The following is a 26468-nucleotide window of genomic DNA, read 5'->3' on the forward strand; positions in this document are numbered from 1 at the left end:
TACGCTTTCCATTAACGTATTAAGATTAATGCATCAAGAAAACAAATTAATGCGATTGATGGTGAATTGATTGCTTATTTGGGTTAGCAGACGGTAAAATGCCTTCAGTACAGATTGAGCACAAATTTATGAATCATCTATCTTTTTACTGGCTTCCAGATCATCATCAAATGCTCATCCAAGGGTTAGAAAGTGAATTTTCTCAATTGGTTGAACACTCACTCAGCACAGGAAAAATTTCACTTCCTCCTATTCCGGATGTTGTTCTAAAAATACAGCGCTTATGCACATTAGAATCTACTGAAATTTCAGATGTCGCCGATTGTCTACTTGAAGATCCCGGACTGACTGCAATTGTAGTACGCGTAGCAAACTCTGTTGTCTTTAATCGTCGAAATATTACCTGTACGGATTTAGTCACGGCTGTATCACGCTTAGGCATACTACGAGTACGCGACATTGTAACAGCTCAAGCGATTGAGCAGTTAAAGCACTCCGTAAACTTAAGTAAAGAATGCAATAAAATATTGGTTAATAGCGCCGCCATATCGCGAGAGCTTGGCGCAACCATGGTGATGGTAACTCACGCATTTAAACAGCTAGAACCAAGCCGATATCAACATTTAGAGCAAGAAAAAGCCTTACTTGTCGGTCTACTTGCGGATATTGGCTTGTTTTGTCTTGTACACGAATATCATTTATATCTTGAGAAAGGCAACTATCTCGATCAAGACATCGCCCTACAGATTTTTCAGTCGCGATGTTCAAAAACCAGTCAGCTTGTGTTAAGAAGTTGGGGGTTCGACTCAGATTTCCTTGAAGTAGCAGGAAATCAATCTTTAGTCGCATCTTCTCACGAAGTCAGTTACCTTGATGTGGCACGTATTGCTCACCATCTTTTACTGTTTCGTCGTCAAGATGAAGAGATTGAAGAGCATGACGTCGAAATTAATGCGACCGGAGCTGAGGTGCTATACAACTTAAGTAACCTTAGTGAGCTTGAATTCAAATCAAAACTCAATGATGTGATCAACGCAAGCGGCTTCTAAACCCAAAATAATCAGAGGATGAGATGTTCTCAGGGATGTTATTTATTTTTGCCCCACTAATAGTGGGGTATCTATTTTCTATTGCCAATCAACAGTGGCTAGCAGCATTAAATAAAGCCACGTCTTGGTTAGTTTACGTCATTCTGTTTCTGATGGGTTTAAGCTTGGCAGCCCTCGATAACTTGGGCAGTAACCTACAGTTGATACTCAAATTTACCACCGTATTTTTCTTGATGATTGGTGCTTGCAACTTATTGGTCTTGCCTTTTATTGACAAATTTCTACCCATAAAAACCGATGCGAACCATTCAAAACTGCCACTATCTAGCATGGCGTTAGAATCCGTAAAGCTGATTGTGGTTGTCGGTGGAGGATTGGCGCTTGGGGTTGTATTAGGATTCGATTTAAGTTGGGTGAGCACCGCCAGTGAATGGATCTTGTTCGTATTACTTTTCTTTATTGGTATTCAGTTGAGAAATAGTGGTTTAACTCTACGACAAATTTTGCTCAATAAATACGGAATGGTCATCGCATTAGTCATTATATTGACCTCTTGGATTGGGGGGATCATTGCGGCCATGATTCTTGATATCCCAATTTATCGAGGACTAGCCATGGCTTCCGGTTTTGGATGGTATTCACTTGCCGGGATTTTAATGGGTGATGCTTTCGGCCCAGTCTATGGTGGTGCCTCTTTCATGATAGAGCTACTTAGAGAACTGGTTGCTTTAGTGATGATCCCCATGCTAATCCGAACCAAACCTTGCTCTGCCATCGGCTATGCTGGGGCAACCGCGATGGATTTCACCTTGCCCGTGATCCAGACAACTGGCGGGGTTCGTTGCGTACCGATCGCGATTGTCAGTGGGTTTATTCTCAGCCTACTGGTGCCTATTCTTATGCTGTTCTTTGTATCACTTGCAGGCTAGATCTCAGGAATCACTCTAGCCTTCATTTAAACTAACAATAGGGAGTAGAAAACTCCCACACAATAACAAAGCCCAAAGGAAGATTTATGAAACGTGTTCTCGTTGCCCTACTGCTCTCAACTTCAGCGAATGTTGCTCTCGCTGCTGATAACCAATGCTTATCCGAAAAATATGACGCTTATGTCGACGCGTCTCTCCATTGGTATAGTGATCTCGCAGACTTAACGACCGCGCAATATCCTGAACTTACTGAAGTTAGCCAATGGTTTCTGCAAGGACGCCAGCATCACTTTGAATTAAGCCGTGCGGCAGTCCATTATTACCTAAGCAACGATCCTTCGAAAGTCGCCACCTCGCAACCTGTAGAAGCTTGGTTAAAACTAGAACAGCACGACATTAAAGTATTGGCCTCACGCAGTGATGATCTCGGCCACATTGCTAAAATTACCTATGAAGATCGCCAAGCAAAGCCTAACGAAAAAAACTATGAATTACGTTCAGCTTTAGCCGAATTGCTCAGTCATCCGAAGCAGATCGAAGCTGCGTTGAATAAATATAACGATGCCATCGCCTTGATCGAAAAGAAAGTCTGTAACTAGTCGCCGCCTCTACTCTAGCCGAATTAAGACGGGACAACTGTCCCGTTTTCGTTTAGATTGTGCCGCTCGCATTCCATAAAATCAAAATAACGAAGCTGTATGGTATCAGAACAAAAAACTGCAAATGTGAGTTTCGAGAGCTTGTTACGGATCTTCACTGTGCCCGAAGGCCCCGATTCAACACTGACAAAAATAGACCAAGAGCTATCGCGCAATTTGAACCTCTTCTTGCGTGAACATATTGTCGCTGAAGAAAAACCACTCAAAGAGATCGAAAAAGATTTCTCTAATCCGGAAATTCCAGAGTCACCGGAGTTCGTTTCAGAACATACTCAGCATTTGTTGGATAATTTAGTCGCTCATTCAGTGCATACCTCGGCTCCTAGCTTTATTGGTCATATGACATCTGCACTGCCATATTTCTTGATGCCGTTATCAAAGATCATGATTGCGCTGAATCAAAACTTAGTCAAAATTGAAACGTCAAAAGCGTTTACACCGCTAGAACGGCAGGTTTTGGGTATGTTGCATCGTTTGATCTATCAAAAAAACGACGTTTTTTACAGCCAATGGATGCATAGCGCTAATCATTCGCTCGGTGCATTTTGCTCTGGCGGAACAATTGCCAATATCACGGCATTGTGGGTGGCTCGTAATAATGCTTTGAAAGCCGATGGTGATTTCCAAGGCGTCGAAAAAGAGGGGCTGTTTAAAGCCATGCGTCATTATGGTTACCACGGGTTAGCCATTTTAGTGTCTGATCGTGGCCATTACTCTTTAAAGAAAGCCGCTGACGTATTGGGTATCGGCCAAGAAGGCTTGGTTTGTGTAAAAACCGACCACAACAACCGCTTATGCCCACAAGATTTGAAAGCCCAAATGGCACACCTAAAAAGCCAGAAAATTAAAACTTTTGCGGTTGTTGGCGTCGCCGGAACGACAGAAACAGGCAACATTGATCCCTTAAGAGATATCGCCAATATTTGTCAGCAAGAAGGTTGTCATTTTCACGTAGACGCCGCTTGGGGCGGTGCAACATTAATGTCGAATAATCACCGACACTTACTCAATGGTATTGAGTTGGCTGACTCCGTCACAATTGATGCACATAAACAGCTCTACATCCCTATGGGTGCAGGCATGGTACTATTCAAAAAGCCTGATGCTATGCATTCAATCGAGCACCATGCGCAGTATATTTTGCGGAAAGGTTCAAAAGATCTAGGCAGCCATACGTTAGAAGGTTCTCGTTCAGGTATGGCCATGTTGGTGTACGCTAGCATGCACATTATTAGTCGCCCTGGCTACGAATTATTGATTGACCAAAGCCTAGCTAAAGCTCGCTATTTCGCCGATCTAATTAAAGAACAAGACGACTTTGAGCTGATTTCTGAACCCGAACTGTGTCTTTTAACCTATCGTTATATTCCTGCTTTTGTTCGCCAAGCACTGCAACAAGCCTTGCCCAATCAAAAAGCAGAACTGAACGCGTTGCTAAATGAAATCACCCAGTTTGTGCAGAAAAAACAAAGGGAAACGGGGCGTTCATTTGTCTCTCGAACCCGTTTAAACCCAGAACGCTGGGACAAGCTTGATACCATCGTATTCCGCGTGGTACTAGCCAACCCGCTAACAACACATGCTATCTTGCACTCGATATTAGATGAGCAGCGACATATTGCCACGCTAGCCCCTAATTTGATGGCCAAAATTGAGCTGCTTGCTCAAAGAATCATCAGCTAGAATCCCTGTAAGTTACAGCGAATTGAAAATTTATTTCTTTTTGCTGTAACTAATACATCATTAATGAGCTGGAAATTTCCATTAATCATCGATTTAAATCTAAATTCTGTAGTTTTCATGAAATTTTGTTTGAGGCTTGTCATGTTCTCATCAATTGTTAACTTGAATTGTTACGGAAATCTACATCCTAGGTTTATACTCATTGCATGGCGTTGGTTTAACTTACCTTTTTGGAAATGTGTTATTTCCAATCCCCCCAAAGGGCGACCGGGTAAAACCAACGAGTTGTTCTCTTCGCCCGCGTGAACACTATGAATACATTAGAAAAAATTCAAAAAAATCTGGAAAACTTTAGCAAGTCGGAACGTAAAGTCGCCGAAGTAATTATGGCTTCGCCCCAAACCGCGATTCACTCAAGTATTGCGACGCTCGCCAAAATGGCCGATGTCAGTGAACCAACGGTAAACCGCTTTTGTCGACGACTCGACACCAAAGGCTTTCCCGACTTTAAGCTTCATTTAGCGCAAAGCCTTGCTAACGGAACTCCGTACGTAAACCGAAATGTAGAAGAAGATGATGGCCCAGACGCCTACACCCATAAGATTTTCGAATCGACTATGGCGTGTTTGGATGTGGCTAAAAACAGCTTGGATCCAATGCAAATTAACCGTGCAGTTGACTTACTCACACAAGCAAAACGGATCTCTTTCTTCGGTTTAGGAGCCTCTTCTGCTGTAGCAAAAGATGCCCAAAACAAATTTATTCGCTTTAACATTCCGATCACTTGTTTTGAAGATATCGTGATGCAACGCATGAGTTGTATCAACTGTACCGATAATGACGTAATTGTTTTGATTTCGCATACAGGTCGTACTAAAAGCCAAGTGGAAATCGCCAATCTTGCGCGCGAAAATGGTGCGACTGTCATTGCGATTACGGCAAAAGATTCACCGCTGGACAAAGCAAGCTCGTTGTCGATCTCTCTTGACGTACCTGAAGATACTGACGTCTATATGCCCATGGCAAGCCGTGTGGTGCAAATGACGGTAATTGATGTACTGGCTACCGGTTTCACCCTGCGCCGTGGCTCTGGTTTTCGTGAAAATCTTAAACGCGTCAAGGATGTACTAAAAGACTCGCGCTACGATAAGCTGTCACAGTTCTAAGATAATCGCGATCCTAAAATAATCGTTAAAACGGAGCTCAATTGCTCCGTTTTTTTATCAACTTTGCTTGCTACTTTCAGGCGCGACTGGATCATGCCTAACTTCTACCTGATTGGATGAATTCGGTTGCCACTCCTCACACTCACCTTGGCACTCGCAAACTTGATTTAATATATGGATTAACCTTTCTTGTGTTAAAGGCAAAGGGTTACCTTTAATCGCGACCGACTTTAAAGCATCTAACGCCACGCGATCAAACGAGGTATTGCACACACCAAACTGGTTGAGTTTAGGCAGTTGCAACTTATCTAACATCATTTTCACCCACAGCACGCCATCTTCAACGTGAACATTTGTTCTGCCAGTCACGATTTGAGCGATTTTTTTATAACGTGTAAGTACATCATTTCGCCCTGCTTTTTGCGCTGATCGAATGTTTTCTCGCATAACATGAGGGGCCAAACGCGCCGTGATCACGCTGTGTGGGGCATCAAGTTTCCCTCCCAATGCCGATGCCAAGCCATGTGCAGCGCCAAGCTTTGCATTGGTAATTGCCATTCCTCCAAGCATTGCTGCAAAAGAGAGATCCGCTCGCGCTTTATGATCATCTTTTCGGCACGCTGGCAATATAGAACGACTGAGTTTGCGCAACCCCTCTTCACACACCATATCGGTGAGTGGATTGGGTTCACCACACACATAGGCTTCCATTAAATGCGTAAAAGCATCCATTGCGCCTCTGCCAGATGTGTAACTGTCGGTACCATAGGTCAACGTGGGGTCAACAATCGCAACATCTGCCAGCATATCTGGGCTGCGCAAGCTTACTTTTACTTTGTCTTGTCCCGATTTCAAGACGGCATTACGCGTGACTTCGGATCCCGTACTGGCGGTGGTTGGAATAGCAATAAATGGCAGCGGTTTTGTCTTTAACGGCACATTTCGGCCAACCACTTCCACATAATCATAAACGTTACCTTGGTTAGGAATGATTGCCGCGAGTGCCTTGCCCATATCAATCACACTACCGCCACCAATAGCAACGACCATGTCCGGTTGAAAACGTCGGCCTAAAATGGCCGTTTCCTCCACCATGGTAATATTAGGTTCACCAACAATAGCTACATGCTGATAGCGCATATTCTGCATTTTCAGGTATTGAACAATAGGGGAAGCTCGTTGTTGTTCTTTTCCCGAAACCAGCAGTACGCTATAACCATATTGGTTAAGAACAGAAAGTGAATTCAATAACGCTCCTTCTCCAAAAATGATCCGCGTCGCCGTCATAAATTGGAACATGAATAACTCCCTTTTCTCTCATCTAGATTAGCTCTGTTTAGAGTGCACCTATCGTTAAAAAAATTTTTTGATGCAGTGCAATGTGGAGCAAATAACCACATAAAAAACACAAGTTTATGCGGCATGTCACAGCCAAGCCATTGTTGAACTATTCCCAACACCATCGAGAGGTAAGCTTGCTTTGATTAAGGAATAAGTAATAGCTTTTACCTATTGAAGTAACTGGTGAATGCCACTTTATTTCCGACCTTGAATCGGGCATAGTTGCATGCAACAAGAATGAAGGAGAAAGCTATGTTCGTTGTTATTTTTGGCCGCCCTGGTTGCCCCTACTGTGTTCGCGCAAAAGAACACGCTGAAACATTGAAATTAAAACGCGATGATTTTAACTATCGTTATGTCGATATTCACGCGGAAGGCATCAGCAAAGCTGATTTAGAAAAGACAGTGGGTAAACCGGTTGAAACTGTGCCACAAATCTTTATTGATCAAGAACACATCGGTGGTTGCACTGATTTCGAAGCTTATGCGAAAGAACATTTAGGCTTATTCGACGAATAAAACCAAGAAACATAAAAACCCGCTGATTTTTAGCGGGTTTTTGCTATTTATAGATAAATGGCTCTTTCTCTCAAATTAGGTCAATGAAATGTCAATTGTCACAAATTTCACTTATCTTTTTGCAATATTCAGATACAATTCCCACACTTTACCTACCCCACTTGGCACACATAACGAGTTGAGCCGTGAATATCGACGTCGTACTTTTGCTTGATCAGAACCCTATTCTTCTTATTTTTGTTGTCTTAGCGATTGGCCTTGGTTTTGGCAAAATTCGTTTTGGTAGCTTACAACTGGGCAACTCTATTGGGGTGTTAATTACATCACTCATCATGGGGCACCTTGGTTTTTCCTTCAATGCTGAAGCCTTAACCATAGGTTTCATGCTGTTCATCTATTGTGTCGGCATTGAAGCTGGCCCTAACTTTTTTGGCATATTTTTCCGTGACGGAAAACATTATCTCATCTTAAGTTTAGTGGTGCTCATTACCGCCACTTGGATCACCTATTTTGGCAGTTATTATCTCGGCCTCGATTTTGGCTTAGCTGCTGGTATGATGGCAGGCGCATTAACCTCCACCCCCGTATTAGTAGGCGCACAAGATGCGTTAAACTCCGGGCTAGCCACCATTCCAAGAAATATGGATTTATCCCTTATTTTAGATAATGTTTCGGTGGGTTATGCGATGGCTTATCTAATTGGCCTTATCAGCATGATCATGTTTGCCAAGTTACTGCCTAAGCTGCAAAAACAAAACCTCTCTGATTCTGCTCAACAGATTGCTCAAGAGCGTGGTTTGGGTGGTAGCGGTCAACGCAAAGTCTATTTACCCATCATCCGTGCCTATCGTGTTGGTCAAGAGTTGATCAACTGGATTGATGGGCGCAATTTACGTGAGCTTGGTATTTATCGTCAAACGGGTTGTTATATTGAACGCATTCGACGTAATGGCATTCTTGCCCATCCTGACGGTGACGCCATCTTGCAAGAAGGGGATGAAATTGCACTGGTCGGCTTCCCTGACAGCCATGCAAGACTAGACCCTAGCTTTCGAAATGGCAAAGAGGTGTTTGATCGCAACTTACTTGATTTGCGCATCTCTGAAGAGGAAATCGTCGTAAAAAGTGACAGTATTGCCGGTAAACGCCTATCGGATCTGAATTTATCCGAATATGGTTGTTTCCTGAACCGAGTGATACGCGCACAAATTGAAATGCCAATGGACTTAGACATTGTGCTTGCCAAAGGCGATGTATTGCAAGTCAGTGGTGAAAAAAGCCGTGTTCAAGGCTTGGCCGATAAAATCGGTTTCATCTCTATCCATAGTCAAATGGCCGATTTACTCGCCTTCTGTAGCTTCTTTATTCTCGGCATTTTGTTTGGTTTGATCACCATGACCTTTGGACAAGTCTCCTTCGGTTTAGGCAACGCGGTTGGGCTACTGCTTTCTGGCATTATGCTTGGTTTTTTACGAGCCAACCACCCCACTTTCGGCTATGTACCGCAAGGGGCATTAAATATGGTGAAAGACCTAGGTTTGATGTTCTTTATGGTAGGCATTGGCTTAAGTGCTGGCGGAAAAATGTTCCAGCACCTCTCAGAAGTGGGCGTACAAGTGATCGGCCTTGCATTTTTAGTCAGCGTGGTGCCAGTCGTCTTTGCCTATTTGGTCGGTGCGTACATTTTGAAAATGAACCGCGCGCTTCTATTTGGTGCGATTATCGGTGCACGAACTTGCGCACCAGCGATGGATATCGTTAACGACTACGCAAAATCGACCATTCCCGCATTGGGTTATGCCGGCACCTATGCTATCGCCAATATACTGATGACACTGACAGGAACTATTTTAATTTTACTCAGCTAAACCTAATAATCCTCAGTGCTACTCGCCCAAAGTCACATGTGTGGCTTTTGGCGAGCCATCGCCCCTCTATTTACTTCGCTTTTATCTCAATGTTTGCCGCTTTATCGACTCAGAACTGCATCTTTTCTCCTGAATTCAACTCACCACTGCTTAATTTTTCAAACAAAAGGCAATCGTTTGCTTTTTGTCTGGCAGCAGAAAATAGTTCTGGTATGATGCGCACAGTTTATCGATATCCTTACTAGCGTTGAGCTAAGCGATATCTTCTCTGTATGACGTTTGAAAAAGATAGGAATGTCTAAATGAGCCTTGCTGATCAAATCCTTGCCGTCAATGACGACCTCCCAATTCGCACTCACCAACCTGTTCATAGCGGCAAAGTTCGCTCTGTTTATTGGCTAACTCCAGAAGATAGCCAGCGTTTGATCAAAGAAAAAGGTTACAACGTTGCTCCTGATGCACCTTTAGCCATTATGGTAATCAGTGACCGTATTTCCGCTTTTGATTGTATCTGGCATGCCGAAGGTGGCATCAAAGGTGTACCGGGTAAGGGCGCGGCATTGAACGCGATTTCAAACCACTGGTTTAAGCTATTTCAAGAGAGCGGGTTAGCCGATAGCCATATTTTAGATATTCCCCATCCTTTTGTATGGATTGTGCAAAAAGCCAAGCCAATCAAAATTGAAGCGATTTGTCGCCAGTATATTACCGGTTCAATGTGGCGTGCTTACGAAAAAGGTGAACGAGATTTTTGTGGTATTCAATTACCAGAAAGCTTGCAGAAAGATAAAAAACTGCCAGAACTGCTCATTACACCATCAACCAAAGGCATCTTAAAAGGCATTCCCGGTGTTCCAGAAGCCGATGATGTCAATATCTCACGTCATAATATTGAAGAGAATTTTGCCGCTTTTAACTTCAGTCGTGTCGAAGATATTGCCTTGTACGAAAAGCTATTAAAAGAAGGCTTCGGCGTCATTAGCCATGCACTCTGCCAAGTAGAGCAAATTTTCGTCGATACCAAGTTTGAGTTTGGTTATGTCACCGATGCCAACGGCGTTGAGAAACTCATTTATATGGATGAAGTGGGTACGCCGGACTCTTCTCGTATCTGGGACAGCGCTTCCTATCAGCAAGGACGTATTGTGGAAAATTCGAAAGAAGGTTTTCGTCAATTCTTGCTCAACTACTTCCCTGACCCAGATATTTTACTCAACAAAGAACGGATGGCTGAGCGAGAAGCGCTTGCACGTGATAATGCGCTGCCTTTGGCTGCATTAATGGATATTTCCAACACCTATCTTGCGATTGCAGAGAAAATTGTTGGCCAACCGATCGTATTAAGCCAAAATCCAAAGCAAGAGATCATTACGATCCTGCGTTCTCAATATGGCTTGATTGACTAGCACTCAACAATAACGGGGCATTAAATATGCCCCGTTATCTGTTTATCCCCTTACAGGGTGATAATAAATTCGTCTGGTTTTGTATTTTTTATCAAAGATTGGCTTTTATTTTGAATCAATTGGATCTGTTCAGAATCCAACGCATACGGCATTACTAATTTTAGCTCTTCAATCCCCTCTAATTTCGCCAATCTCACCAGTGAAATTAAATTCGCTTCATCACTACGGCGTGTTGATAACGACTTCAACGCCATTTCCCATAGGCGATCCTCTGGGCTTGATAATTCTTTAATGCTGTCTTTCCATACCGTACCAAAAATCGGTGCAAATGACGTCATAGCTTCGAGGAATGTCCATTTCTTATTACATGACGCGCCAAGAAATGTAGTGTAATCAAACACCACTCGTGTCCTTTCTTGTGTATTCATTTTGTCCCCCGACAAATTGGCACCACACTGTACTCAATATCATCCATGATTGTTCATATAGCAATAGGATATAAAAAAACAGTCTTTTATGCCTTAAAACCGAATGGATTGGCTATATCAAAACCAGGTTTGTAACAAGGCATAAACAGACTTACTGACATATGTGTCTGATTGATTAATATTTCAAACCGTGAACAAAAAGTCGCTTTATCACTTAAAGTGATCATCGCTCAACACTACTTTTGAAATCTCTGCTTAAGGAGACCAATAGACAAACATGTGTACATTGATGCCCTCAGCAATTAACACGGAGAATTCTACCGTTTTTATCGGCATTCTTCAGTATTCTGTGCCATGTGTCGCCGCTCGTCTATTTACAATCTCATGAGTAAACCGTTATCATTTTTGAGTTCCCTTCTACCCTAAAATAGGCCGACAATGAATAATGACAAACGCCCTCTTTATATTCCCTATGCGGGCCCCGCTCTACTCAGCACGCCTTTGCTCAATAAAGGCAGTGCATTTTGTGCTGAAGAGCGCAGTTCCTTCAACTTAGAAGGCCTGCTTCCTGAAACGACGGAAACGATACAAGAACAAGTTGTTCGCGCATACCAACAATACTGCAGCTTTGAAAGTGATATGGATAAGCATATCTATCTGCGTAATATCCAAGATACTAACGAAACCTTATTCTATCGTTTAGTGCAAAACCACATCACTGAGATGATGCCCATCATCTACACGCCAACGGTGGGTGCCGCGTGTGAAAACTTTTCAAATATTTATCGTCGCGGCCGCGGTCTGTTCATTTCCTTTCCGAATCGAGATCGCATCGATGACTTACTTAATAATGCAGCGAACCATAACGTAAAAGTTATCGTAGTGACCGATGGTGAACGCATTCTCGGCTTGGGTGACCAAGGAATTGGTGGCATGGGTATTCCTATCGGAAAACTGGCACTTTATACCGCATGTGGTGGTATTAGCCCTGCTTATACTTTACCGGTCGTGCTCGATGTTGGAACCAATAACCCACAGCGCTTGGCTGACCCGATGTACATGGGCTGGCGTCACCCTCGGATTACCGGGGCCGAATATGATGCATTTGTAGAAGAGTTCATCCAAGCGGTGCAACGTCGCTGGCCTGATGCATTGATCCAATTTGAAGATTTTGCGCAAAAGAACGCAATGCCACTATTAGAACGTTATAAAAACCGTATTTGTTGTTTTAACGATGACATTCAAGGCACTGCGGCGGTGACTGTAGGTTCGCTATTGGCCGCATGCAAAGCCGCAGGCAGTCAACTCTCCGAGCAACGTATCGCTTTTCTTGGTGCGGGCTCTGCAGGCTGTGGTATTGCCGAAGCAATCATCGCGCAAATGGTGTCAGAAGGTATTTCAGATGCTCAAGCTCGTTCTCAAGTCTATATGGTTGACCGCTGGGGTCTGCTGCAAGAAGGAATGCCTAACCTACTTGATTTCCAACAGCGCCTAGTGCAAAAAAACAAAGACACACATGATTGGAACACAGAAGGTAATGGTTTCTCATTATTGGAAGTAATGAAAAATGGCAAGCCAACGGTGTTGGTCGGTGTTTCTGGGGCTCCGGGATTATTCAGTGAAGAGATTATCACTGAGATGCACAAACACTGCCCACGCCCGATTATTTTCCCACTATCGAACCCAACCAGCCGTGTTGAAGCGACGCCCAATGACATTATCCGTTGGACCAACGGTGAAGCACTCGTCGCCACAGGCAGCCCGTTTGCTCCCGTGTTGCATAACGGTAAAACCTACCCAATTGCGCAATGCAACAATAGCTATATTTTCCCTGGTATCGGCTTAGGCGTACTGGCGGTCAATGCACGTCGAGTTACTGATGAGATGCTGATGGAATCAAGCCGCGCACTCGCCAACTGTTCACCTCTGGCGCTTAATGGGCATGGTGCGTTACTTCCACCACTGGAAGCCATTCACTCCGTTTCCAAGAAAATTGCGTTTGCGGTAGCGAAAAAAGCAATTGAGCAAGGCGTTGCACTGGAGATCCCAGATGATGTGTTAGAAACCGCCATTGAGCAGCATTTTTGGCAGCCAGTATACCGCCGCTACAAACGCACTGCTTTCTAAGCTACTACTCTGCTGTCCCCTAAGCTTCGGCTGATGTTTAGGGGCTTTTTCTGTGAGTCAATATGATGAACTTTTTAGCGCCCGCAGGGCATTACTTATCACCGTATTTAACGGAGATATCAACCGCATTGATCGCTTGTTTGCTCGTGATGCTCGGTGGGGAGATTAACGCCGCGATGCGCAAGCTAATGCGCAACCAACACTTTGTCGTTCGCACATTTACGTTTATATTGATTAACGCTTTCGGCTACGGTTTGGTGATCATCAAAGCGAGCCCTTACCTTGCTCGGACACTTTCGCAGTTAGAATCAGGCATGATGTTTAGCATTATTATGCTCTGCTTTATTGCTATCGGGATCTGGGCACAAAGGAACCGTCAAATTTAGTGTTAAAATTTTCATCTTCAAATCACTCTCGCCCTGTTTGGAAAAAGCGGGTTCACACGCTGCTTCGCTACGTGTCTGTACTGTTGTTCATTTCAAGCCTTTTTGTGCTTGGCATTGATCGCTGGGTCAGTTGGCAAGCCGAAAAACAAATCGTCACCGAGCAAAATCAAGTCGGTCAATTCCAAGTCGCTGTTGTACTTGGAACCAGTAAGTACTTGGGTAAAACGCTCAATGACTACTATACCCACCGAATTGAAGCCGCGATCGCTTTGTATGAGCAAGGCAAGGTAAAAGGGTTTTTACTCAGTGGTGATAATGCTCACCGTTCGTACAATGAACCGTGGACGATGAAACGCGATCTGCTGCGCGCTGGGATCCCGAGCGAACATATTTACTTAGATTATGCAGGGTTTCGTACTTTGGACTCCATTGTTCGCGCAAAACGTATCTTCGAAACCGACAATTTTTTGATCATTTCTCAACAATTTCATTGTGAGCGAGCACTCTTTATTGCCAACTACCATAACATTAATGCTCAGTGTTTAGCGGTTGCAGGGCCAACAACTCGTTCTGGTTTTAAAGTGAGGCTGCGTGAGGTCTTTGCTCGTACGAAAGCATTCTTAGATCTCTATATCACGAATACTCAACCTAAATTTTTAGGTCCCAAAGAGCCAATTGTGATCGAAGAGTTACCCTTAGAGCCAACCGAAGATGAAAGCTAAAAGAGGCACTGCGCCCCAGAAACCTTTCCTTCGACAGATTTCCGGGCCACTTTGGTTACGCTAATGTGGATAAGACATCAAACAAAGCGTCAATTTCACTGCGCGTGTTGTAGTGCATAAAACCGATACGGACAACTCCACCGCTGTTTTCAAGATCTAACTGACGCACTAAACCAAGCGCATAGAAATGCCCATTCCACACACAAATATTATGCTCGCCCAATGTTTTGGCCACAAATTCTGGGTGGTGATTAGCTAAGCGAATGGCAAAGGTCGGTGTACGTAGTTCACTGTTAGCCTTGGTCAGGCCATAGAGCTTAGCCGAACTCAATCCTTTAAGTTTATACAGAAAATACTCACTCAATTGGCGTTCATGCTGGTTGTATTGAATGAAACTATCGCTCAAACGTTCTCTTAACGAGCCACTCTCGTCTCCCCATTGCGCCAAATATTCCACTGCAGCAATCACGCCGGCCAAACCTTCAAAACTCTGTGTACCGGTTTCAAAACGTCCCGGACCAATATTGGTTGCTGGTTCAACTTTGTAGGGTTTAAGTGCATGTAACCACTGCGAAGCGATATAAGCGATACCAACGTGTGGACCAAAAAACTTATATGCCGAACAGGTTAAAAAATCACAGCCTAATTCTTGTACATCAATCAAATGGTGCGGAGCATAGTGAACGGCATCCACATACACCATCGCGCCGACTTGATGCGCCGCATCCACAATGCGTTTAACATCGACAATAGATCCTGTGGTATTCGAAGCATAAGTGACCGCGACCAGCTTTGTTTTAGGATTGAGCAATGACAGTAAGTGCTCAATATCCAAAGTACAATCTTGTTGGTTCACCTTTACCTGGTGCACTGTAACGTGCTTATCCTGCGCCGCTTGCTGCCAACTGGAGACATTGGAGTAATGGTCAAGCGCAGTAACAATCACTTCATCGCCCGCTTGCCAATCTCGGCTAATGGCTCGACTTAGCTGAAAAGTCAACGAGGTCATATTCGCGCCAAATACAATATTTCCTGATGACTCAGCGTTCAGAAGTGCTTGCACCGACTCACGAGCCTGCTGCATTAAATCAGTGGTGATTTGGCTTGAAAAATAGTGTCCGCCCAAATTAGAGTTAAAATGGCCCAGATATTCACTCATTTTTTCTATTACCGACTTAGGTACTTGCGAGCCACCTGGACCATCTAAGAAACTCACTGACTTACCATGATATTTTTGCGACAAAGCACTAAACTGCGTACGCACTTTTTCAGGAGTGAAGATCATTTCGGCCATCCTTAGCGGTTAACACAAAAACATCCATATGACCTTCTTGCCCATGCTCAATCGAGCGAATAGGGCAAGCGTTATGCCATAACTTACTGTCCGCGAGCATCGCAATCTCACCATTTTCTAACACTTTCCGAAAGAAAGGGGCTTCATGGCAGTCTTGATACAGCATAATTTCACCGCCGACGATGTTGTGGCGATTCACCCCCACCAACGCAATATGATCAAAACCATCTTGATGGACACCTTCTGGCGCGACTTGCGTCTCATCAAACACAGCAGCAATTCGGATCTGATGGATTTCAATCTCTTGCCCATTAGGCAGACCATTCATACTCACAAACACCTCGCACACTTCTCTCATCCCTTCACTTTGTAGCGTGGAGGGTAAAATAGGATCGAAATGACGCTTAATGTTGCCTTGAAAATGATTGATTTGATCGATTTGCATAAAGTCATGCTTGTCCAACGCCTCGACTTTCCCTTTGTTAAATTGAACCACAGAGTAGCGCCGTAAACGATACTGACCATCAGCATGCTCCGTATGTGGTAATTGCGCAAAGGAGGGAGCAAGTTGTTGAATCGCTTTTTGACTTAATTGCGTAATCTGTAAAGTGTTTTCGTGTACAGCTAACATCACCAGCTCCTTAATTAAATGATTGGACACATGAAATTAACAATTAATTTACATTAAGGATACGCACTAATATTGCACATTCAAGTAAAGATGAATGTTATATCTGTATGTGACTAGCAATATAAAATTTAATACTTAAATAATCACAAAAATAAGAATTAACATCCAATAGCGAGCATGACACATAGCGATTTTTAGACAAGCTCACTACTTCAAGGTTAATAAGCTTTTAAAAACAATGAATTACCAACATTAGGATGATGTAGGAATGGTATGTAGACCATGGGCGGGTTTAAAGGAAATATCAGTAACTAATTTATCAGCTCGATTCGACTAAATTTAGCAAGTATTAATCCATGAGCCATATAGCATCTCATTAACTCGAAATTAGCACCATTTAAGTAGTAAGCCATGCCAAAAATTAGACTAAAGTTAATACTAGATCATCAAACTAATTGATATATTTGACTATTAAGACTTAGTTGAAACATCGCTCAGCTGATAAGGAGATCCTCAACTCGTGAACTCTAGTATTAAAGTCACACTGTGGACTTTCATCGCATTAGGTTTCAGTGTAATCAATGCCTATGCGGCTATGGATCCTAAAGATAAATTTCTCCAAGCATTGGAGGGCATTGAGCAGATCACCTATTCACTACCGATCAAGGCAAAAGCACAAATTAGTGAACTAGAAGAAGACTACATCATATTGTCACAGCCTTCCGCTCTCGTTGTACGTTACTATTTGGCCAAAGCCACTGTATATGGGCTACTAGAGGAATATGATAGGAGCTTAGAAGCGGCACAATTAGGATTAAAGCGAACAGAACACACCAACGTTGAAACGCTCACTCTCAAACTAAGAGAGATTCAAGCTTTACGGCACCAAAAAGTCGACGTGTTGCCGAAACTTGACGCACTGTTAGTTGAAGCAGGAAACGATCACAATGCACAAATCGAATCAGAAGTATTACTAGCTAAAAGCCTCTATTACCAAGAGCAAGGCGAGTTTAAAAAATCGTACGCCGCAATAATGACCTCAATTGATACAGCAAAATCAATAGATAACAAAGAGTTAATGGAGAGAATATCTCACGGTCTAGGTCAAATACTGGTTCAGCTACAAGATTTTGATCGTTCACAGCTGTTACTTGAAAATTCCTACAGTTACTTCAAGCAGCGTAAAATGTCCTATAGCCAGTTGGTTAGCTTACTCGACATCTCTAAGTTGCAAGAGTCACGTAATCAAATCACGGCGGCGATCGAAACCTATAAAACAGCACTCAAGCTGGCACAAATACTGGGTGACGGGCGACATCGCTTTCGTATTAACATTGAACTTGCACGGCTTTATCGAGATACCAACAACCGTGATCAAATGCGCTTTTTCTTGAAAAAAGCGGAGGAACTGCAGTACCGAGAAAGCCAACCAGGCTACCTTGCCACTTTTCAGCTATTACAAACACAAGATCTATTGGAACAAAAACGCTACGGTGAAGTGATTGAATTTGTAGAACCACTCATTGCGCATATCAAACAAAGATCAAATCTACTTATTCAACAGATAGAGTTGTTAAAAGTGGCAGCACAGGCTTATGCTGGGCAAAATAACTACAAACAAGCCTATGAAACTTATGATTTTTATCATTTACGTTCGCTCACACTTCGCAATGTTGAACAGATAGAGAACTTACAGAGACAACAAATGTTGTTTGATCTTGAGCGTCTACAATATGAAAATCAGGATCTAAACTGGAACAACGTACTTCAAAAGCTAGAAATTGAAAACCATCAGAAAACGTTTCATCTATTAGGTGAAATCGTCTTTTTCCTTGCCCTTGCATTAATCGGATTATTGGTCATATTTATCTGGGCCAACCGCTCTCGCATCAAAATGGGCATGCTTGCCAAAACGGACACCTTGACTGGCTTGTATAATCGACGCTACATGGAAGAACGATTTGCAAAACATCAATCCAACTCTTACCAAAATAGTAGCGAAGCGCTTATTAAACTCGCACAACGGATTTTGATGTGGCAACAGACTTGGTTCAAAGGTCAATCTTCACCTAAAAAAAACGCCGAACCATTCGATTCAGCGCAATTAGACGAACAGATCCAACATAATGAAGATGCAAAACCGATTAGCCTTATTTTGACCGATATTGATTATTTTAAAGTCATTAATGACACTTATGGTCACGCCTTCGGCGATCAAGTATTAGTGGAAACTGCGGCTATCTTTAAGTCATCGGTACGCTCTTCCGATGTTGTCGCTCGCTACGGTGGGGAAGAGTTTCTCATCTTACTACCCGACACTGACTTAAGCGTCGCTAGCGAAATTGCCGAAACCTTACGCCGAAAAATTGAAGACCACGATTTTGTAACCGAATCACGAGAATCGGTATCCGTCACTTCGAGTTTTGGCGTGTTGAGCGCAACGAATACGGATTTAGATCTCCAAGCATTGTGTGAAGAAGTCGACCAACTGCTTTATGCGGCTAAAGCCAGCGGCCGAAATTGCTTAAAAACACGTTGGCTGACTTATTAGCCAAGTCCCATCATTGCTTAGTTTGGCTATATAACGATTATTTCTAAGCTAGCCCATGTAATCGCTTTAATTGACTCGAGATATTCCCTACAATCGTGTTAAATTTTCGAGCATTTTCGATACTGGAGTCCCCATGAGCAACGTGAAACATTGCAAACTTCTTATTCTTGGTTCTGGCCCGGCTGGTTATACGGCAGCCGTTTACGCCGCTCGCGCTAACCTTAATCCAGTTCTCGTTACCGGTATGCAGCAAGGTGGTCAGTTAACGACCACTACAGAAGTAGAAAACTGGCCAGGAGACGCCGAAGGCCTCACGGGCCCTGCTTTAATGGAGCGAATGAAAGAGCATGCCGAGCGCTTCGAAACCGAGATTGTGTTTGATCATATTAATGAAGTTGATTTTTCACAGCGGCCATTCCGCCTTAAAGGCGATAGTGCAGAATATAGCTGCGATGCTCTGATCATTTCAACAGGTGCATCCGCACGTTACCTAGGTTTAGGTTCAGAAGAAGCCTTTAAAGGACGAGGAGTTTCCGCTTGTGCTACTTGCGATGGTTTTTTCTATCGTAACCAAAAAGTTGCAGTAGTGGGCGGCGGCAATACCGCGGTGGAAGAAGCGCTTTATCTATCTAATATTGCGGCACAAGTTCACCTCATCCACCGCCGTGATTCGTTCCGCGCAGAAAAAATACTGATTAACCGTCTGATGGATAAAGTCGCAAGCGGCAATATAGTGCTACACACTGACCGTACCTTAGAGGAAGTCTTAGGTGATGAGACTGGCGTGACGGGTGTTCGTATGAAACACACCCAATCAGAAACGACAGAAGATCTGGACGTGATGGGCGTCTTTATCGCGATTGGTCACAAACCGAATACCGACATGTTTGCTGGTAAGCTAGAGATGAAAGAAGGCTATATCGTGGTCAGATCTGGCCTTGATGGTAATGCAACTCAAACTAGTATTGAAGGTGTGTTTGCTGCTGGTGATGTGATGGATCACAACTATCGCCAAGCGATCACTTCGGCAGGAACAGGTTGTATGGCCGCCTTAGATGCGGAACGTTACCTAGATAGCTTGAACGATAAGTAGGCTTGAACGACAAGTAAGCAAAAGGTTATTTTCCAGTTTTATAACAAAACCCTACAGCCCGGTGGTATATCCATCGGGCTTTATTTTGTATACTACCGCCCTTCCGTTTACATAATAATTCTCATTAAGCCTTCGAAATGGATAAGAAAAAGCAACGTAGCTTGAATAATTGGCTCAAACAGCAAAGTAAACTGGCAAAACGCTGGTTAATGATTGCTGTTGGCCTTGGCGTATTATCAAGTGTGTTTTTGCTGGCTCAGGCCGCACTCCTCGCCTCCATTCTGCATCAACTGATTATTGAACAAGTTGATAAAGCAGAGCTCATTCCCTATTTTCTTGGTTTGGTGGTGACGATTGCCGCACGTGCCGCGTGCGCATGGGGGCGTGAAATTGCGGGTTTTCGCTGCGGAGAGCAGATCCGCATTTATATCCGTCAGTTAATACTGGATAAAGTTCGCGAGTTGGGCCCTGCTTACATTAAAGGTAAGCCTGCCGGTGCATGGGCAACATTACTGCTTGAACAAGTCGAAAACATGCAGGACTTTTTTGCGCGCTATTTACCGCAGATGTCATTATCTGTGTTGATCCCGTTTATGATTTTGATTGTGGTCTTTCCCGTCAACTGGGCGGCGGGTTTGATTTTCTTAATCACCGCACCCTTAGTGCCGCTGTTTATGGCCTTAGTCGGTATGAAAGCAGCCGATGCTAATCGTAAAAATTTCAAAGCTCTGCAGCGGTTATCTGGTCACTTTTATGATCGCCTGCAGTCGATGACCACAATACGCCTATTCAACCGCACACAAGCCGAAGCCGATCAGCTTAAAGGCGCTTCTGAAGTCTTTCGCACTCGCACAATGGATGTATTGAAAATCGCCTTTCTATCATCAGCAGTGTTAGAATTTTTCACCTCGATATCGATCGCCATCACCGCCGTTTACTTTGGTTTTAGCTTTATTGGCGAGTTGAATTTCGGCTACTACGGTACAGCCGTAACTCTATTTTCCGGCCTATTTATCTTGATCCTTGCGCCTGAGTTTTATCAACCATTACGTGATTTGGGCACCTTTTATCACGCCAAACAACAAGCTGTCGGCGCGGCTGAAAGCATTGTCGAGTTTTTGGAAACAGACATCAGCAAAGTGAAATCAGGATCTATCTCGCTCGACGGTGCACAGCAGATTGACATTGTAGCGCAAGATCTCGAAGTGTTTAGTCCAGAAGGAAAACGCTTGGTCGGTCCAATTTCATTTACGTTAGATAACCATTCAACCACTGCGCTTGTCGGGCCAAGCGGCGCAGGTAAAACCAGCTTAGTAAACGCCATTTTAGGCTTCATGCCTTACCAAGGCAGTTTGAAAATTAATGGTATTGAACTGAGCGATCTTGAGCATACCAGCTGGCGTAAGCAGATCAGTTGGGTTGGGCAAAACCCACTATTGGTGCACGGAACCATCGTTGAGAATATCAGCCTCGGCAAGCATGACATGAGTGACGAAGCGCTTCATTCGGCTTTAGACAATGCCTATGCGGCTGAATTTGTCGACAAACATGGTTTGGATTACGCCATCACCGATCGATCCGGTGGATTATCTGTCGGACAAGCTCAGCGAATTGCACTTGCTCGAGCGCTGCTACAAAACGGCAATTTTTGGCTACTTGATGAACCAACCGCCAGCTTAGATGCACGCAGCGAACAGTTAGTGATGCAAGGTTTGAACCGCCAAATTCAACACCACACCGCTTTAATCGTGACGCACCAATTAGCACCATTAAAATCGGTGCAACAGATTTTGGTGATGCAAAATGGGGCGATAGTTCAAACAGGCGATTACAACACACTCAGCCAGCAAAAGGGCCTGTTTTCCGATATGTTACAAGCTAATCAAGCGCTTGATGAAGCCAATAAGGGGAACCTTGATGCGTGATCTCATCCCTTACCTTAAATTGTATAAAAAGCACTGGTTTGGTTTATCTCTCGGTATGCTGCTGGCCTTTTTAACCCTGTTTGCCTCGATTGGTCTACTGACCTTATCCGGCTGGTTTTTATCCGCAGCGGCCATTGCTGGCTTAACCATTGCTCGTGAAACATTTAACTACATGCTACCGGGCGCGTTTGTACGTGGGTTTGCCATGGGACGCACTGCAGGACGTTGGGGTGAGCGTGTTGTCAGCCATAATGCTACATTCAAGCTGCTGACGGATCTGCGTATTTTTTTCTTCCAAAAACTCGCGCCACTGATCCCAGGTCGTGTGTCAAACCTCAGAGACGCTGATTTACTCAACCGTCTAGTGGCAGATATCGATGCTATGGATCACGTCTATTTACGCTTAATCAGCCCAGTAACCGTGGGTGTACTGGGCATTAGTGCGTTAACGGCATTCTTATGTTGGTTCGACCCTGCCATTGGCTTAACCCTTGGTGCAATTCTTCTAACGCTACTACTCGTGTGGCCAGTCCTCTTTTATAAACTGGGTCAGCGTAATGGTGCCGAGCTCACCCAGCACAAGGCGGATTTGCGTATTGCAACGCTTGACTGGTTGCAAGGCTACAGTGAACTGACCCTGTTTGGTGCAGAAAACCGTTACCGTGAAGCGATTCTTAGCGCGCAGCAAAAATTGCTGGTCAATCAATTGGCTAACGCTCATTTTTCTGGCCTTGCACAAGCACTGCTCATGCTCGCTAATGGCTGGACGCTTGTGTTAGTGATCTGGCTTGCCGCCGATGGTGTGGCAGGTAATCAACCCGACCCGATGATTGCACTGGTGGCTTTTGCAACTGTGGCAAGTTTTGAACTGCTGATGCCGATTGCTGGTGCATTTCAACATTTAGGACAAACACTCACTTCTGCTCGCCGCCTCAACGATATTATTCTGGCTGAGCCTGAAGTCCAATTTCCTACCGCTTCAACTCAGCACTCAGGTCAATTCGATATTGAATTTTCAGACGTAACCTTTCACTATCCTGACAGCAGCCAAGATGTGCTACGCGGTGTCAACCTCCATATTCCCGCAGCGCATCGCGTTGCGATAGTGGGGCAAACAGGCTCTGGCAAATCGACCTTAATGCAACTGCTGTCACGCTATTGGGATCCACAGCAAGGTAGCGTGTCCATTGCAGGTACCCACTTAACAGCATGGAATGAGAGCGAACTTCGCCAAACCATCAGTGTGGTTAGCCAACGTGTAGATGTACTCAATGGCACGCTGCGAGACAACCTCGCGATGGCCAATCCAAGCGCAAACGATCAACAGTTAGCTCACGCCTTAACGCAAGTCGGTTTACATACTCTATTGGACGATCTAGGTTTGGACGCATGGCTGGGTGACGGCGGCCGTCAGCTCTCTGGTGGAGAGAAACGCCGCATTGGTATCGCGCGCGCGCTGCTCCACAACGGTTCAATTTTATTACTCGATGAACCCACGGAAGGCTTGGATAAACAAACCGAGCAGCAAATTCTAGCTCTATTTAAGCAGCATTTTGCGCATAAAACGGTCCTCTTTATTACGCACCGCTTGGTCGAGTTAGAAACAATGGATGCTATTTGCCTGATTGAACAAGGTGAAATCGTGGAATACGGTAGCCACCAAGCATTACTGGCCAAACAAGGCCGCTATTTCCAACTACAGCAAACCTTGTAATTCCGCATCTATTAGTGCGAACGATAATCTACAAAAGAAAAATCCCGAGCTTAGCTCGGGATTTTAATATCAATTAACAGGCAACGAGAAAGTTTCGCTTATCGACGTGGCGCTTTCACTTTACCAGTTTGAGGCCGACCAGTGCCGCGGCTACCATCGGCACCACTGTTACGGGTACTTGAAGCAGGCTTGCGACGGCCAGTAGTTGTGCCATTGGTTGTCGTACCGTTAGTTTTCTTACCATTCGTCGTTGTACCATTGGTCGTACGACTTTTAGGCTTGCCCGTCGTCGTTACGCGCTCTTCATGGCGCTTAACGGCACGGCGAATTTTTTGGCTACGCGCACGCTCACGAGTACGTGAAGTGTTGTCTTTGCTCAAATCTAGCATCGTCTCTTTTTCAGGACGCAGTTCAACCAATTCACGTAAATAGTTTACATCTTTAAGATCCAGTTCCATCCAACCGCCGCGTGGCAGTTTTTTGTCCAAATAGATCTCGCCATAACGAACGCGTTTCAAACGGCTCACTGTGGTATCTTGAGATTCCCAAAGACGACGAACTTCACGGTTACGGCCTTCGTTAATCGCGACGTAGAAAGTATGGTTCATACCTTCACCACCAGCGTAAACGATATCTTCAAAGCGTGCCAAGCCATCTTCTAGCTCAACCCCTTTAACGAGGTTACGCACTTTCTGTTCGTTCACTTCGCCAAAAACACGCACTAAATATTCGCGTTCTACTTGACGGCTTGGGTGCATAAGGCGATTCGCCAATTCACCATCGGTAGTAAAGAGAAGTAAGCCTGAGGTGTTGGCATCTAAGCGGCCAACTGAAATCCAACGCGAACCACGAATTTTAGGTAGACGATCAAATACCGTCCGACGACCTTCTGGATCATGACGGGTACAAAGCTCACCTTCCGGTTTGCAGTAGGCAAGCACTCGACAAATAACCTCTTCTGGCGCTTTAACGGAAACAGCATGTCCATCAATACGCACAACTGCGTTATCATCTTCTAGACGCTCGCCCAACATAGCTACCTTGCCATTAACACTGACACGTCCTGCTCTAATCAAAGCTTCTAACTCACGACGAGAACCATGACCAGCTCGTGCTAAAACTTTTTGTAACTTTTCGCTCATTTATCTACCTATGTGTCGTCTTCACAGACGTCGAATGAAAAAATGCGACCCCAAAATCGCGGCCGCATAGTATCTCAAATTCTACGCCAAAAAGCACTCGTTTTGATGGCCTACTCAAAAGCTATTCAAAAGGTGTTGGATCGCCCGCTCCCACGCGAGCAACCACCATCTCATCTTCACTGAAATCAATCACTGTCGTCGGCTGTTCACCTAAATAACCCCCGTTTAAAATGACATCCACGGCATGCTCAAGGCGATCCCGAATCTCTTCTGGATCCGATTCTGTATGGGTGTTGCCGGGCAAAATAAGTGAAGTGGACATTAGTGGCTCACCTAACGCTTCAAGTAAATCAAGTGCAATACGGTTATTAGGCACGCGGATACCGATCGTCTTACGCTTCGCATTCATCAACCGACGTGGCACTTCTTTGGTCCCTTTAAAAATAAACGTATAAGGGCCAGGTGTATTATTCTTTAGCAAGCGAAAAGCGGTATTATCCACACGCGCATAAAAAGAGAGCTCTGACAAATCACGGCACAGCAAGGTAAAATTATGCTTATCATCAAGGCGGCGAATTTGGCAAATACGCTCTAATGCTTGTTTATTTTCTAGTTGGCAGCCTAGTGCATAACCAGAATCCGTTGGGTACACAACAACTCCGCCATTGCGGATAATAGCAACCGCTTGAGTAATCAAGCGAGTCTGCGGGTTTTCTGGATGAACGTAAAAAAACTGGCTCATTGTAATTCCTCATTATTGAGTCTATCTACGGGGCTTAAACCCCAATCTTTCCAGACAGGATCGATGCCAGAAGGCAACCAAAGATTTCGCCCCAGTTCCATCCAAGGTGAGGGGTAATGAAAGTCACTGCCTTGAGAAGCTAATAGATTGTATTGTATGGCATAATCAGCCAAATTACGTCTTTCTTGTGGCGCTTGTTGTGGCTGTGCCACTTCCATAGCGTCACCACCCGCTTCTACAAACGCCGTTATTAAGCGCTTGAGCCACTTGGTCGTCAAGTCATATCGTCCAGGATGCGCTAATACCGCTTGGCCACCAGCGGCGTGTATTGCTTCAACGGCATCGGTCATCGAGCACCAACTTGGTGGTACATACCCGGGATTATCGCGGGTGAGAAACTTTTTGAACACCTGCTGCATGTTCTTCGCAAAACCCTGTTCAACCAGCCATTTTGCGAAATGCGCACGAGTAATCGGTGCTTCTCCGGCGATGGCTTGCACCTCTTCTAACACCCCTTCACGTGTCACTTTTTGCAATCGTTGTGCAATCAATTGTGCGCGCTGCACACGATGTGCCTTTTGCTGCTCAATTAACTGCTGCAGAGCTTGAGCGTTTGAGTCGATGTTGAGCCCAACAATATGAATATCTTTATTTTGCCAAACCGTGGAAATCTCGATGCCATCGATCAAGGTGATGGGTAATTGTTGCTGATTAATATAGTCATGAGCAATAGTTAATGCATCAGTCGTATCGTGATCAGTGATCGCCAATACCTCAATATCAAAGCTTAGCGCCCTATCGATTAACGCTTGCGGCGATAACCTGCCATCTGAAGAAGTGGTGTGGCTATGTAGATCAATTCTCATAATTTTATTTTGGCCATCTTTTAGGCTTGACTTTTTACTCTCGCACTAGTTAACTAGTACACAAATGCAAGGCACGTATTTGAGGTTGACCATGTTACAAGAATTTAACCAAAACCATAATCACAATTTAAGCGCAGCTTCATCTGAGCTCAATTGGTGGCACACTTGGACAAGTTCTTGGTGGGCAACCGTGTACTTTTAAAATAGAACACGAATTCACAAAGCCC

23 protein-coding genes and 1 other annotated feature (1 of these 24 cut by a window edge) are annotated in these 26468 nt (G+C 44.3%); of the genes, 16 read left to right on the forward strand and 7 right to left on the reverse strand.

Annotated elements, in window-relative coordinates:
- The first annotated feature begins 128 nt into the window (after positions 1–128).
- The 5 genes from N5E84_RS07025 to N5E84_RS07045 all read left to right on the forward strand — a co-directional run bounded on the left by N5E84_RS07025 (position 129) and on the right by N5E84_RS07045 (position 5486).
- Complete coding sequence (locus tag N5E84_RS07025; protein WP_026028826.1) at positions 129–1049, forward strand: HDOD domain-containing protein; 921 nt, start codon at positions 129–131, stop codon at positions 1047–1049.
- A gap of 23 nt (positions 1050–1072) precedes the next feature.
- Positions 1073–1978, forward strand: a complete 906-nt coding sequence (locus N5E84_RS07030) for a lysine exporter LysO family protein (RefSeq protein ID WP_017047741.1) — start codon at positions 1073–1075, stop codon at positions 1976–1978.
- 86 nt (positions 1979–2064) lie between these two features.
- Entirely contained in the window at positions 2065–2577 is a 513-nt protein-coding gene (locus N5E84_RS07035; RefSeq protein WP_013857115.1) for a hypothetical protein, read from the forward strand.
- A gap of 99 nt (positions 2578–2676) precedes the next feature.
- Positions 2677–4320, forward strand: a complete 1644-nt coding sequence (gene panP, locus N5E84_RS07040; RefSeq protein ID WP_019281975.1) for a pyridoxal-dependent aspartate 1-decarboxylase PanP — start codon at positions 2677–2679, stop codon at positions 4318–4320.
- Positions 4321–4631: 311 nt separating this feature from the next.
- Positions 4632–5486: a MurR/RpiR family transcriptional regulator gene (locus tag N5E84_RS07045; RefSeq protein WP_010320194.1), complete on the forward strand. Its 855-nt coding sequence runs from the start codon at positions 4632–4634 to the stop codon at positions 5484–5486.
- Positions 5487–5543: 57 nt separating this feature from the next.
- On the opposite strand, the gene N5E84_RS07050 is transcribed toward N5E84_RS07045, so the two are convergent.
- Complete coding sequence (locus tag N5E84_RS07050; protein WP_069211934.1) at positions 5544–6785, reverse strand: iron-containing alcohol dehydrogenase; 1242 nt, start codon at positions 6783–6785, stop codon at positions 5544–5546.
- Between the two features lie 294 nt (positions 6786–7079).
- Between N5E84_RS07050 and N5E84_RS07055 the strand changes: the two genes are divergently transcribed.
- The 3 genes from N5E84_RS07055 to N5E84_RS07065 all read left to right on the forward strand — a co-directional run bounded on the left by N5E84_RS07055 (position 7080) and on the right by N5E84_RS07065 (position 10620).
- Positions 7080–7346, forward strand: a complete 267-nt coding sequence (locus N5E84_RS07055; RefSeq protein ID WP_010320195.1) for a GrxA family glutaredoxin — start codon at positions 7080–7082, stop codon at positions 7344–7346.
- Between the two features lie 185 nt (positions 7347–7531).
- Complete coding sequence (locus N5E84_RS07060) at positions 7532–9214, forward strand: aspartate:alanine antiporter (protein ID WP_013857120.1); 1683 nt, start codon at positions 7532–7534, stop codon at positions 9212–9214.
- 302 nt (positions 9215–9516) lie between these two features.
- Entirely contained in the window at positions 9517–10620 is a 1104-nt protein-coding gene (locus tag N5E84_RS07065; RefSeq protein WP_017042032.1) for a phosphoribosylaminoimidazolesuccinocarboxamide synthase, read from the forward strand.
- A gap of 50 nt (positions 10621–10670) precedes the next feature.
- Here the strand turns inward: N5E84_RS07065 and N5E84_RS07070 are convergent, their stop codons facing one another.
- The gene (locus N5E84_RS07070) at positions 10671–11048 is read right to left on the reverse strand and encodes a hypothetical protein (RefSeq protein ID WP_026028825.1); all 378 of its coding nucleotides are present in this window, start codon (positions 11046–11048) and stop codon (positions 10671–10673) included.
- 438 nt (positions 11049–11486) lie between these two features.
- Here N5E84_RS07070 and N5E84_RS07075 point away from each other — a divergent pair, with 438 nt between their 5' ends.
- The 3 genes from N5E84_RS07075 (at position 11487) to N5E84_RS07085 (ending at position 14283) form a co-directional block, all read left to right on the forward strand.
- On the forward strand, positions 11487–13175 hold the full coding sequence (locus N5E84_RS07075; protein ID WP_017044631.1) for an NAD-dependent malic enzyme: 1689 nt from the start codon (positions 11487–11489) through the stop codon (positions 13173–13175).
- A gap of 62 nt (positions 13176–13237) precedes the next feature.
- The gene (locus N5E84_RS07080; RefSeq protein ID WP_017042030.1) at positions 13238–13561 is read left to right on the forward strand and encodes a DUF3392 domain-containing protein; all 324 of its coding nucleotides are present in this window, start codon (positions 13238–13240) and stop codon (positions 13559–13561) included.
- On the forward strand, positions 13534–14283 hold the full coding sequence (locus tag N5E84_RS07085) for a vancomycin high temperature exclusion protein (RefSeq protein WP_026028037.1): 750 nt from the start codon (positions 13534–13536) through the stop codon (positions 14281–14283). Before N5E84_RS07080 ends, N5E84_RS07085 begins: the two co-directional genes overlap by 28 nt.
- Before the next feature lie 55 nt (positions 14284–14338).
- Here N5E84_RS07085 and N5E84_RS07090 read toward each other — a convergent pair whose 3' ends face one another.
- Both N5E84_RS07090 and N5E84_RS07095 read right to left on the reverse strand, forming a co-directional pair.
- The gene (locus N5E84_RS07090) at positions 14339–15577 is read right to left on the reverse strand and encodes a cysteine desulfurase-like protein (RefSeq protein WP_019281976.1); all 1239 of its coding nucleotides are present in this window, start codon (positions 15575–15577) and stop codon (positions 14339–14341) included.
- Positions 15552–16208, reverse strand: a complete 657-nt coding sequence (locus tag N5E84_RS07095) for a 2OG-Fe dioxygenase family protein (protein WP_029388170.1) — start codon at positions 16206–16208, stop codon at positions 15552–15554. Before N5E84_RS07095 ends, N5E84_RS07090 begins: the two co-directional genes overlap by 26 nt.
- A gap of 520 nt (positions 16209–16728) precedes the next feature.
- On the opposite strand from N5E84_RS07095, the gene N5E84_RS07100 reads away from it, so the two are divergent.
- The 4 genes from N5E84_RS07100 (at position 16729) to cydC (ending at position 23491) form a co-directional block, all read left to right on the forward strand.
- A complete protein-coding gene (locus N5E84_RS07100) occupies positions 16729–18759 on the forward strand; it encodes a sensor domain-containing diguanylate cyclase (RefSeq protein ID WP_019281978.1) in 2031 nt (676 codons plus the stop codon).
- Between the two features lie 133 nt (positions 18760–18892).
- Positions 18893–19852 carry a thioredoxin-disulfide reductase gene (gene trxB, locus N5E84_RS07105; protein WP_029388171.1) on the forward strand — a complete coding sequence of 320 codons (960 nt, stop codon included), beginning with the start codon at positions 18893–18895 and terminating at the stop codon, positions 19850–19852.
- A 137-nt stretch (positions 19853–19989) separates the two neighbouring features.
- A complete protein-coding gene (cydD, locus tag N5E84_RS07110) occupies positions 19990–21777 on the forward strand; it encodes a heme ABC transporter permease/ATP-binding protein CydD (RefSeq protein ID WP_013857131.1) in 1788 nt (595 codons plus the stop codon).
- Complete coding sequence (cydC, locus tag N5E84_RS07115) at positions 21770–23491, forward strand: heme ABC transporter ATP-binding protein/permease CydC (RefSeq protein WP_069211935.1); 1722 nt, start codon at positions 21770–21772, stop codon at positions 23489–23491. Before cydD ends, cydC begins: the two co-directional genes overlap by 8 nt.
- A 98-nt stretch (positions 23492–23589) precedes the next feature.
- On the opposite strand, the gene rluB is transcribed toward cydC, so the two are convergent.
- From rluB to rnm, 3 genes are all read right to left on the reverse strand, one after another.
- The gene (rluB, locus tag N5E84_RS07120; RefSeq protein WP_019281980.1) at positions 23590–24633 is read right to left on the reverse strand and encodes a 23S rRNA pseudouridine(2605) synthase RluB; all 1044 of its coding nucleotides are present in this window, start codon (positions 24631–24633) and stop codon (positions 23590–23592) included.
- A gap of 121 nt (positions 24634–24754) precedes the next feature.
- Positions 24755–25375 carry an L-threonylcarbamoyladenylate synthase gene (locus N5E84_RS07125; RefSeq protein ID WP_013857139.1) on the reverse strand — a complete coding sequence of 207 codons (621 nt, stop codon included), beginning with the start codon at positions 25373–25375 and terminating at the stop codon, positions 24755–24757.
- Positions 25372–26241 (reverse strand): RNase RNM, encoded by an 870-nt coding sequence (rnm, locus tag N5E84_RS07130; RefSeq protein ID WP_019281981.1) that lies wholly within the window; start codon positions 26239–26241, stop codon positions 25372–25374. The genes N5E84_RS07125 and rnm overlap by 4 nt, the downstream gene beginning before the upstream one ends.
- A gap of 64 nt (positions 26242–26305) precedes the next feature.
- Between rnm and N5E84_RS07135 the strand changes: the two genes are divergently transcribed.
- Positions 26306–26443, forward strand: a complete 138-nt coding sequence (locus tag N5E84_RS07135) for a hypothetical protein (RefSeq protein WP_010318233.1) — start codon at positions 26306–26308, stop codon at positions 26441–26443.
- Positions 26390–26468 (forward strand) — a sequence feature (Trp leader region); it runs 24 nt beyond the window's last position. It overlaps the preceding gene by 54 nt.

Origin of the sequence: Vibrio sp. J502 (genome assembly GCF_025397955.1) — a bacterium.
Classification (GTDB): domain Bacteria; phylum Pseudomonadota; class Gammaproteobacteria; order Enterobacterales; family Vibrionaceae; genus Vibrio; species Vibrio anguillarum.

Coding starts and splice junctions, on each gene's coding strand:
- N5E84_RS07025 (WP_026028826.1), top strand. CDS start 129: ATGAATCATCTATCTTTTTACTGGCTTCCAGATCATCATCAAATGCTC.
- N5E84_RS07030 (WP_017047741.1), top strand. CDS start 1,073: ATGTTCTCAGGGATGTTATTTATTTTTGCCCCACTAATAGTGGGGTAT.
- N5E84_RS07035 (WP_013857115.1), top strand. CDS start 2,065: ATGAAACGTGTTCTCGTTGCCCTACTGCTCTCAACTTCAGCGAATGTT.
- panP (WP_019281975.1), top strand. CDS start 2,677: ATGGTATCAGAACAAAAAACTGCAAATGTGAGTTTCGAGAGCTTGTTA.
- N5E84_RS07045 (WP_010320194.1), top strand. CDS start 4,632: ATGAATACATTAGAAAAAATTCAAAAAAATCTGGAAAACTTTAGCAAG.
- N5E84_RS07050 (WP_069211934.1), bottom strand. CDS start 6,785: ATGTTCCAATTTATGACGGCGACGCGGATCATTTTTGGAGAAGGAGCG.
- N5E84_RS07055 (WP_010320195.1), top strand. CDS start 7,080: ATGTTCGTTGTTATTTTTGGCCGCCCTGGTTGCCCCTACTGTGTTCGC.
- N5E84_RS07065 (WP_017042032.1), top strand. CDS start 9,517: ATGAGCCTTGCTGATCAAATCCTTGCCGTCAATGACGACCTCCCAATT.
- N5E84_RS07070 (WP_026028825.1), bottom strand. CDS start 11,048: ATGAATACACAAGAAAGGACACGAGTGGTGTTTGATTACACTACATTT.
- N5E84_RS07075 (WP_017044631.1), top strand. CDS start 11,487: ATGAATAATGACAAACGCCCTCTTTATATTCCCTATGCGGGCCCCGCT.
- N5E84_RS07080 (WP_017042030.1), top strand. CDS start 13,238: ATGATGAACTTTTTAGCGCCCGCAGGGCATTACTTATCACCGTATTTA.
- N5E84_RS07090 (WP_019281976.1), bottom strand. CDS start 15,577: ATGGCCGAAATGATCTTCACTCCTGAAAAAGTGCGTACGCAGTTTAGT.
- N5E84_RS07095 (WP_029388170.1), bottom strand. CDS start 16,208: ATGTTAGCTGTACACGAAAACACTTTACAGATTACGCAATTAAGTCAA.
- trxB (WP_029388171.1), top strand. CDS start 18,893: ATGAGCAACGTGAAACATTGCAAACTTCTTATTCTTGGTTCTGGCCCG.
- cydD (WP_013857131.1), top strand. CDS start 19,990: ATGGATAAGAAAAAGCAACGTAGCTTGAATAATTGGCTCAAACAGCAA.
- cydC (WP_069211935.1), top strand. CDS start 21,770: ATGCGTGATCTCATCCCTTACCTTAAATTGTATAAAAAGCACTGGTTT.
- rluB (WP_019281980.1), bottom strand. CDS start 24,633: ATGAGCGAAAAGTTACAAAAAGTTTTAGCACGAGCTGGTCATGGTTCT.
- N5E84_RS07125 (WP_013857139.1), bottom strand. CDS start 25,375: ATGAGCCAGTTTTTTTACGTTCATCCAGAAAACCCGCAGACTCGCTTG.
- rnm (WP_019281981.1), bottom strand. CDS start 26,241: ATGAGAATTGATCTACATAGCCACACCACTTCTTCAGATGGCAGGTTA.
- N5E84_RS07135 (WP_010318233.1), top strand. CDS start 26,306: ATGCAAGGCACGTATTTGAGGTTGACCATGTTACAAGAATTTAACCAA.